The 8,439-nt window shown below is 47.7% G+C and carries 11 protein-coding genes; all 11 read right to left on the bottom strand.

Features of this window, described 5'->3' with window-relative positions:
- Window positions 1-163: 163 nt before the first annotated feature.
- A complete protein-coding gene (locus NWF04_02050) occupies window positions 164-1,525 on the bottom strand; it encodes a terminase large subunit (protein MCW4005373.1) in 1,362 nt (453 codons plus the stop codon).
- The gene (locus tag NWF04_02045; protein ID MCW4005372.1) at window positions 1,491-1,805 is read right to left on the bottom strand and encodes a hypothetical protein; all 315 of its coding nucleotides are present in this window, start codon (window positions 1,803-1,805) and stop codon (window positions 1,491-1,493) included. Before NWF04_02045 ends, NWF04_02050 begins: the two co-directional genes overlap by 35 nt.
- A 27-nt stretch (window positions 1,806-1,832) precedes the next feature.
- Window positions 1,833-2,087: a hypothetical protein gene (locus tag NWF04_02040; GenBank protein ID MCW4005371.1), complete on the bottom strand. Its 255-nt coding sequence runs from the start codon at window positions 2,085-2,087 to the stop codon at window positions 1,833-1,835.
- Complete coding sequence (locus NWF04_02035) at window positions 2,084-2,473, bottom strand: hypothetical protein (GenBank protein MCW4005370.1); 390 nt, start codon at window positions 2,471-2,473, stop codon at window positions 2,084-2,086. Before NWF04_02035 ends, NWF04_02040 begins: the two co-directional genes overlap by 4 nt.
- Before the next feature lie 4 nt (window positions 2,474-2,477).
- Window positions 2,478-4,136: a hypothetical protein gene (locus NWF04_02030; GenBank protein ID MCW4005369.1), complete on the bottom strand. Its 1,659-nt coding sequence runs from the start codon at window positions 4,134-4,136 to the stop codon at window positions 2,478-2,480.
- Window positions 4,133-4,678 carry a hypothetical protein gene (locus NWF04_02025; protein ID MCW4005368.1) on the bottom strand — a complete coding sequence of 182 codons (546 nt, stop codon included), beginning with the start codon at window positions 4,676-4,678 and terminating at the stop codon, window positions 4,133-4,135. Before NWF04_02025 ends, NWF04_02030 begins: the two co-directional genes overlap by 4 nt.
- On the bottom strand, window positions 4,675-5,046 hold the full coding sequence (locus tag NWF04_02020) for an HK97 gp10 family phage protein (GenBank protein ID MCW4005367.1): 372 nt from the start codon (window positions 5,044-5,046) through the stop codon (window positions 4,675-4,677). The genes NWF04_02025 and NWF04_02020 overlap by 4 nt, the downstream gene beginning before the upstream one ends.
- 61 nt (window positions 5,047-5,107) lie before the next feature.
- The gene (locus NWF04_02015; protein ID MCW4005366.1) at window positions 5,108-5,566 is read right to left on the bottom strand and encodes a hypothetical protein; all 459 of its coding nucleotides are present in this window, start codon (window positions 5,564-5,566) and stop codon (window positions 5,108-5,110) included.
- 16 nt (window positions 5,567-5,582) lie between these two features.
- A complete protein-coding gene (locus tag NWF04_02010; GenBank protein ID MCW4005365.1) occupies window positions 5,583-6,425 on the bottom strand; it encodes a phage tail tube protein in 843 nt (280 codons plus the stop codon).
- Between the two features lie 18 nt (window positions 6,426-6,443).
- Window positions 6,444-7,418, bottom strand: a complete 975-nt coding sequence (locus NWF04_02005) for a hypothetical protein (GenBank protein MCW4005364.1) — start codon at window positions 7,416-7,418, stop codon at window positions 6,444-6,446.
- Window positions 7,418-8,439: hypothetical protein (locus tag NWF04_02000; GenBank protein ID MCW4005363.1), on the bottom strand; the 1,022-nt coding region annotated here is incomplete at its 5' end. The genes NWF04_02005 and NWF04_02000, both read right to left, overlap by 1 nt.

The following is an 8,439-nucleotide window of genomic DNA, read 5'->3' as shown; positions in this document are numbered from 1 at the left end:
TGTTCTTGGTAGTTGTCTACTCCGATGCCAAAGGCTTCGGCGACTTTGATTGTTCGGTCGGTTATGTCGGTTCGTGTTTTGTAGGAGATGTTGACTTTGAAGGTGCCTGTTTTTTTGTCGTAACGTTTTGTTAGTCTTGTGATTTTGAAAACTTCTTTCATTCCTACCACGCCCTGACCAGTTTGGATGGACTTTGAGTTTTCCGCGTCGACATACACGCCAACGCTAGCGCCCAGAGCCTGTCGTCGTGTGTGCCTTCTGGGTGACTGAATTTTGTGTGTCCGTCTTTTGTGAGTTCAAATTTTTCGCAGTGGATTTCTGCGATTAGCTGGCTGTCGTACGGAATCGAAAGTTTGGCGGTTTGCATCAGTTCACGTAGGTGGCTTAGAATCTCTTCTTTTCTTTGTCCCGTCAATACCACGCCTTTGGTGTTGGTTACTATGGTTTTCATGTCCTCGGTTACGTATTCGCCGATTCCTGTTTGATCCACATAAATTGCTTCCACAGTTGCGTAGCGGTCTGTTAATGCTTTAACATAGCCGATGACACTGGCGTATGGAGTACCAAGTTTGAATCTGTGCAGATGAATTAGGCGTACTTCGCCGCTGGGACATAGTTGTACAACGGCTACGGCGCTGTGGTCACGTTTTTTACCCAAATCTACGCCAACACAGAACCTGCCCGAAAGGTGTCTTTCAAAACTTGCGTAAACCAAGTTGCCGCAAACACATTTGGTGATAAGCTCCTGCGGGAAGTAGCGGCTTTCGTCTTCTGCCCACTGGGCTTCCATTTCCCTGTGCCAACGCCACGGGTCACCTGTTAACTGTTTTCGTATTTTCTCCAGAATCTGGCTCTTGAGCGGACCGTTTGGTTCCACGGCGTCCTGCCAAGTGACATGCGATTTTGCGAAGTCGTCAAAGTCTGGGTGGTTAAAAATCCTGTAAAACACGTGGTCTGTGCTCCACGGGGTGCTGCTACAGACGAACTTGCCGTTGGTTGTTCCCAATGTGAAGAGGATGGCGTCGTACATTTCTTCGTCGTTGGCTGTGAAGTTCATTTCGTCCCAGTAGACCAGATGCAGGGTTGGTCCCCTGATTGTGTCGGGGTTGTTTGGGTAACATTCTATGACGCTGCCGTTGCCAAAGTATACTACCGTTTTTCGTGCCTTTACTGCAGCGTTTTTTGGCAATAGTCTGAGAAATCCCGTGATTTTTCGTATAATGAGTTTGGCTTGGCGGTAGCTTGGTCCTACTATGCCTATGGATGTTTTTGGGTTGGTTAATGCATAATACAGCAAAAGTGCGGCGATTATGTGGCTTTTTCCGCTTTGTCTGCACCATCTTGCTGCGACAAACTGTTTTTCTAAGAAATATTCGCTAAGTTGTTGTTGGTATTTGGTTGGTTGAAACCCTAAAGTTTCTTCAAAAAATTTTATGGGGTCGTCTTGGAACTTGGGCTGTTTGCTTTGAATCCTTTGCTTGATTTGTTGCTCAAGCTTCTGGGTTTGCCTCTCCAAGCTCGTCATCTATTAGCTTCCTTAACTCGTCAAGTTTTTCCTTGATTTTGCCCGTGTCGTACTCTTTGGCAATCAAGTTGATGCTGCGACTGATGTACGCAGCTAAATGTGCCCACTTCTGTTGCTGTTTGCTTGGTTTTTTTCCTCGTTTGGTTTTGGTTGCCTGCTCCTGAGCCATCTCAGCTAAAACTTTCAGGTCCAAAATCAGGTCTGCGCGCAGTTCCTGCGTGTTCAAGTTGAACTTTTTTGTTGTCCTTTGGATTTTCTGAAAAAAGGTAGTTTTCAACATACTTCTGCTATTAGTCTTCAAATATGTTCACACCTTTTGCCCGAAAAATGTTCCAAGAAGCGTTCCAACTACCAAAGTGATGGTGGCGAAGATTTCTGTGTTAAATGAGCCCAGAAACATCATGTGTGTTACTTCTAGAACCGTTAACACAACCAGCATGGCGGTTGCCACGTAGACTCCGTATAGTAGTGTTTTGCTGGGTGGGATTTCGACGCGTTTGGTTTTTCGTCCAGATTTTAGCAGCACCTTTTTTGTGAAAAGTTTCGAAATTTGTTCTTTCACTTTTGCCACCTGCATTTGACTTTGACGAAGTGTCCGCTTTTGGTTTTGATTTTCATCAGGTTTTGTTTGATGATTTCGTGGTATTCTGTTTCAAGGTCCTCTTTGCGTCGGACGTTGATTTTTTCTATCATGCCAACTGGGATGCAGTTGTAGACTAGGTCGTAGGTTTTTTCGGTTATCTGGAAGATGTCTTTTAGCAGAATCAGGTGTTGTGCCCGTTTTCCTTTTACTCCTACGTAGTGTCCGATGCTGGCTACTGGCGTGTCAAAGTGGGGTTCCCCGCCTTCTCCTGTTCTGCCCATGGCTTCGCTTGCGTCCAGCCAGTAGACGCGAACAAGGTCGCCGAACTGTAGTTTGTTTATTTTCTTTTTTTCTTCAGTTTTCATTTTCTTATTGTCCTTTTTTATAACGTGATAATGCGCTGCTCTTGCTCTGCAGACTATACAGGTAATCCGCAAGCAGCGGCGTTTCTTTTCCAAGCTCTAAAACAACCTCAAGGGTCTGAGACGCAGCATTAACCCTGTATTCTGCGCTTATGATACGGTAATCAGAATCCACGTTCTCGTTCGGAAGCGTTACATGAATCTTATCCGCAGGCAACAAAACATCCGTGCCGTAATCCAAAACCGTGGTTTTCACAGTAACAGAATCCGCAGGGGTTTCCAAATGTGCAAGCAACGCCTTGGCACGCAGGTCACATTCGTTGTTGCTGTGAAGCTCTTCGTCCACCTCAACTAACTCGCGTACACCATACGCTGTTTGGCTGGCTGTTGGCTCAGACACAGCAGGGGGCTGCCTTGCCTCCCATCGCCCGTTTCCAAAATGAAACATGTCAACCCAAACGTCGCCGTATTGGCTGCTTTTCTGGTTAACAACAAACCTTACCCCACGAATCAGGTCCCAACGAAAATCGCTGGTGTTAAAGATGCTCTCCGTCCACTCATCCAGATGGTTTTTTCCCATCTCAAGCTTGATTACACCCCAGTCGCCCGTGTTGGGAACCGAAAAACTTCTCCAAGCCACGTTGTCGTCGCCGCTTCCGTCACGCAACTCAAGAACATGGTTCAGCGTGTGGCTGTTGTCCGCTTTAATGGCAAAAACGATTGCCGGATACTGGTTTGCGTTCACGTAGTTAGCGGGAACAACCCACCAAAACGAAACATAATACATGTACGCCGTACAAGTTGCCTTAACACAGTACGAACCCGCAAACACGTTAGAAGTTTCTATGCTCATTGTTGTGTTGCCAGTTGTGGGTTCCCACTTGCCAGAGGGGTGCTCAAGCCAGTAGTTTACCTGCGTTAGGTTTTCGGTGAACGAGTCGCTCCATTTTTGTCCATCAACATCCAGCGGATACGGTTTTTCTTGGGCACCGTAGGTCATGATTCTGTTTCTTATCCTGTGAATGTCCCGCTGAAACTCGCTTTGCTCTATCACATCGGACAAACTAACCGAACTGGTTTTGGTGTTCTTAGGAAAAAACGCAAACTTTGCATCAGGCTCGACACGAAAATCAAAACCAACAACACCACTTTTGTCTGCCGAAGACGCGATGTATTTTAGAACATCAAAAACTGGCGTGTTCTCGTAATCCAACAACGTGTAAGTTGTATCCGTGTTCTCGATTAACTCCGTTGAATTACGCACATGGCTTAAACCAACATAATAGTCAACCAAATCTTTGACGATTGCCTCGCCCTTTTGGTTCTCATACGTTTTAGTAATCACACGACGAAACAGCCGCTCACCCCAGCAACGACCTTTAACCCGCAAATAGTTCTCAACCGCCGAGGACTCGCAGGTGACCTCTTCAACCCGAACCGTGGCTATTTGTGGGCAGTTGGTTCCTCTGCCTATGCTTATGCTACCGTCAACCCCCACCGTTATCGGGTATGTGTCGGTGTATTTTTTGTCAAAATTTTGCAGCAGACACGAAAAACTGGAAACCTCGTTTGTGCAACCCAGATGCACCTGCAAATCCAGTATGTCACCCTGCGGAGGAGTAACCCCACCAAAAACAGCGGCAACAACAGGCAAGTCTATACTCATTCAACACCCCTCCGCCTGAACGCTTCCACATCCCCTGAACGGATTATGTTTCGGCTGTAACCGCTGGTTTGTGTCCACGCCTCGTTGTAGTTCTGTACCGAAGATGTTGCGGCATCCATCTGGGAAGCAAACTGCAACATAGCCGCACCCGCAGCAACAATAACCGCAACACCAACCCCAGTCAACGCCAAAAACGTGGCATAACTGATGTTCAATGCGTTCTGGGCAGCAGTAGCAACCCAACAAGCCGCAGCATACACCTTCTGAACAACCGCAACACCCACGCTGGTGCGCATAAACGTGCCCATAACCGAAACAACAAGCATCGTCCCGTTCACCACTTTGGCTTGCTCGGCGTCAAGAACACCAAACTGCTCCGCAACATAGCCCACAGCCATACCCGCAGCACCCAAACCTGCAACAGCGGAACCCAAACTTTTGATTCTAGCCGTAAGTGCTTGGGCGTCGGTTTGGATTCTGCTGAACTCGTTGCTTGCACGGTTAACTGCCCTGACCGTGACTGCGATTTCCCGAAAACTCACAGCCCAGCCTCCCGTTTTGCGGCTTCAATGGCTTGGCAGATTACGGTTTCCAGTTGAGGCAGATACTCTTGAACCGCAGGAAACAAAAACGGACGCGCCCTCATGTAACGAGTCCCAAACTCCACAGCCGCAGCATACGCAACATCAGCACCCGCCTCGGCAACCCAATCAAAAACTTTAGCATAAATCGACCTTCTAAGATGCCCAGTCCGCACAGGAACCCGCCTACCTGCAGACGCCTTAACCTTTTGCGTCCACTCATGGAGTTGCTGCTGCACCTTCTGGGTCATAGCAGAATCTAACCGCTGCATTGCAGCCTTGAATTCCTCTGCACCTTCAACTGTGTAGGTTACGTCTACCGTTGCCATTTTGTTTTCCTTTCCATCTTCTCTTTTTCTTCTTGGGCTTGGCGGTCTAACTCGTTCAAAATCAACACAAACGTTTGGACTGTTTTCGCCGACTGCTCCCCGAGCATCTTTGGCGTGAACCCGAACTCTTTGCAGAGCCTAAACTCCGTGACCGCTGGGTGCGGTTTTCCTCGTCGGATTGCTCGGATAAAAAACGAGTCTCATCAACCGAAACATTGCAAAGCCCGTTCACGGTTTGGCTAAACAACTCACCAAGCTCAAACGGAACACCATCATCCTCACTCAGCAACTTCTCAAGCGATATCGGACTGTTTTCAGGCTGCTCCTTCAGGCTTGCCCAAATCGTCTCCGCCTGAATCGCCACATAGTCGCTACTAACAACCTGACCCGTAAGCGGATGATACTTGGTGTACTTTTGGATAATGCGGTTACGTTTTGCCCACGAAATCTCCTTGAAAACGTAGGTTCCTTCGTATTCTTTGCCAAACCAGCCGATTACTTCAACAGTTTCAGTTCTCAACAAAACCACCCAACGTTTAGCTGATTGCTACGCTCCTTGCAACAAACGGCGCCTTAACCGAAACCAAATCCTCTATTCTGGTAGGCGACGAAATCTGGTCCCATTTACAGTCACTAAAAACCGCTTTGTTACTTGAGCCTAAACCAAACTCTAGATCGAACTCTGCATCGTTTATTACGTCGTCGAACTCGTCTTTTGTTTCAAACTCAAAAGTAACCTCGCCGCTGCAGTTACGGTGCCTTTCGGGCAGATACTTGAGCAAATCTCCATCAGATGCGCGGATTACCGGAACACGTTTCAGGTTATTTTCTATGCTAAACCGAAAATCTGTAACATGCTCAAGAGCTGATGTGTCCTGTTTCACGTAACTCTCGTAATACGGCACCGCCCCAGAATGATCCGCATAGCTTGCGCCACTGATTTTGTCTGTTCCCACGGTTACGTTTTGTCCAATTAAATCAACAGTTGCTTTGAGCAAATCTTCTACTGAGCATTCCACGGTTACGGTGTTGAATCTGCAACCCGTGTAAACCAAATCAACTATGCTGCCCGTTTTCTCGTAGGTTACCTCCATGGTTAACGAATCCAAGGTTTGGACATTCAACAAAAAGTCGATAGGCGAAACAGCTGGCAAGTTGTAGCCGATTTTTAGTCCAACCTGCCGCAACCCTTTACGGATAGCTTGCAGGTCGCGGGAACCTGAGCCTCTGACTTTTATGTGTCCGGGGTTCAGGCTTGGCTCCACTGTTTGTGCTGTTGCTAACCCTGTCATGGACGGGTCTGCTGGTGTTACGCCGTAGGTTGATTCCACGACGTAAAACGCCTTTGTTTCATGGGCTCCATATACTGGTGTACTCAATTTTTTCAATCTCCAAATTTATGTGACCGTGATATTTTCAAACAACCAAGTTTTCACAACAAACAACGTGCACCAAACAACGGGCTTCACACGCAACTCGTCCACATCCCTGTACGAGACCACGTCAACGTAGCAGATGCCCTCAACCGCAACCAAACAATCCACAAAGTCGCAGAAGACAACCGCAGCCGATGCACCGTTACTTGGATACAAACTCTTAGCAAGCAAAAACACGTAACCATCCGAATCCACAAAATCAGAAACCGACGACTCTACGACTATGGTAAGCTCTTCGTCGCCTGCACCCGTGCCTGTTTGAGTGTTCTGCCACTCGGACGTTTGGCTGTTCCAAACCTTGACCGTAACACCGTTACCGCCTGGCGCGGTAGCATAGCCCTCAAACTTGAGTGAAATTTTTTTGACCGTTTTTTTGTTGGATTCAACCTTTAAGCGAAACAGCAACTGGGAGTAGCTGTCGTCGTCAGACTGCGAAAAACTAAACCTGTTATCATCGCTTTGCCAAAGTTTCTCGTAATCAGATGCCGAAAACTCGGTCCAGCTATTGTCGTCTGGGGTTAACTCGTATGCTGATTCTGCGTAGTACGCCCCGTTTCCTGCTACGTCTGAGCCGACGTTAACATAGTTATACACTGTTTCGTTGGGTTTTGTCCGTTTTTCTCGGATAACCCGGTTAACTTCCTGCCTCAGCTTGTTGCGAACCTTTCTTCCATCAAAACCCGCCTTGTCCGACACCCAGATTTTAACCCGTTCATACCCGACCCGTCGGCGAAGCGTGGCAGACAAACTCAGTTTTTGGTCTTCGCTGCTTTCTAAACCAACCGTTACCTGACCGTCAACATTCTTTAGGGGTTCACGGTCAACCCACTCAGGAGATACACAAATCTTTGCTAACGAGCCGTCATCGTTTACAACGCGGATGTTCTTGTCCAACAACCTTGTGAGCGTAACTGTTGGGTCCTCAATCTCCGTCATTAGGTTGTTAGCCTCCTGCAAACTGACCTGCGCGACAGCAGCTGACCATGAAAACTGTAACTTTCTACTGGACCAACCTCATAATCAACGCCCCTGACCCGCAGCTTGTGGTGGCTGCGGATAGGCGCAAACGTGTGAACCGTAACATAATCCGTAGAAACGTAACCGTGCTCATACACGATTTCGTCGGTTCTTGCTGGGCAAACTAGGGCTTTGATTGCTATGCCTTCGCCGTATTGTGTGGTTGGCTGGTTTTGTGTCACCTGATACAGGGTTACTGTTTCGCCGTAGTTGCCCAAAATTTTGCTGAAACTGGTTGCTGGCTGGTGGTAGTTAAGAAACAAAAGTCCAAGCCACGAAACCGTAATAACGGATTTTTTGTTTTCCACAAAACCGTAGTCATCAAATTTGGTGCCCCAAAACATGAACTCCTCCGCGTGACCGTTTACGACGTTATAGCTGAACTCGTACGCCGACTTGTCATAAGCTGACCTTAGTTGCCATAAAATTCCTGTTGTTACGCAGTCGTAGTAGTTGCTGTCCGCCTTCTTGTCTACAACATCAACGTAGCCTGACCAACAAATCTCAGGAAAATATGCGGGGTGGTCTGCGCTGGGGCCTATGGCGTTGATTGTTTCGTAAACTTTTTGCACGGAACTGCTCCAGCCCTCGATAAAAAACAGTCCATTAAGCGCGTAACCAAAATCGTCGTCATAGACAACATCAGATTCACCAACTCTGTGCCACTGACCATCCCCACTCGGAGGCGGGGTATATCGGCTGTACAGTTCCTCAAAACCAGAGCGGTAAAAACTTGTTGCGTCGTTAATCATGGTCTGAAGCTGGGGGTTACCTGTTTGGTCATAGAGCATTTTGAGTCCAATCAAACCATAGAGGTCGACGATGTGCATCTCTGGCAGCCAAGTGTCTGTTATGGTTACGGCTTGGGCAAAACCGCCGTAGTAATGGTCGTGAACCTCTAAAACGCTTGGCTGGTGCTGCATGTTATACAGAAACGTTG

This window comes from Candidatus Bathyarchaeota archaeon (genome assembly GCA_026014465.1).
Taxonomy (GTDB): Archaea; Thermoproteota; Bathyarchaeia; order Bathyarchaeales; family Bathycorpusculaceae; genus JADGNF01.
This window is presented reverse-complemented; position numbering and strand designations above follow the sequence as displayed.

Bases quoted from the DNA above. Each gene is read 5' to 3' on its own strand.
- NWF04_02030 (MCW4005369.1), bottom strand. From the start codon at position 4,136: ATGAGTATAGACTTGCCTGTTGTTGCCGCTGTTTTTGGTGGGGTTACT.
- NWF04_02005 (MCW4005364.1), bottom strand. From the start codon at position 7,418: ATGACGGAGATTGAGGACCCAACAGTTACGCTCACAAGGTTGTTGGAC.
- NWF04_02045 (MCW4005372.1), bottom strand. From the start codon at position 1,805: ATGTTGAAAACTACCTTTTTTCAGAAAATCCAAAGGACAACAAAAAAG.
- NWF04_02020 (MCW4005367.1), bottom strand. From the start codon at position 5,046: ATGGCAACGGTAGACGTAACCTACACAGTTGAAGGTGCAGAGGAATTC.
- NWF04_02035 (MCW4005370.1), bottom strand. From the start codon at position 2,473: ATGAAAACTGAAGAAAAAAAGAAAATAAACAAACTACAGTTCGGCGAC.
- NWF04_02050 (MCW4005373.1), bottom strand. From the start codon at position 1,525: ATGACGAGCTTGGAGAGGCAAACCCAGAAGCTTGAGCAACAAATCAAG.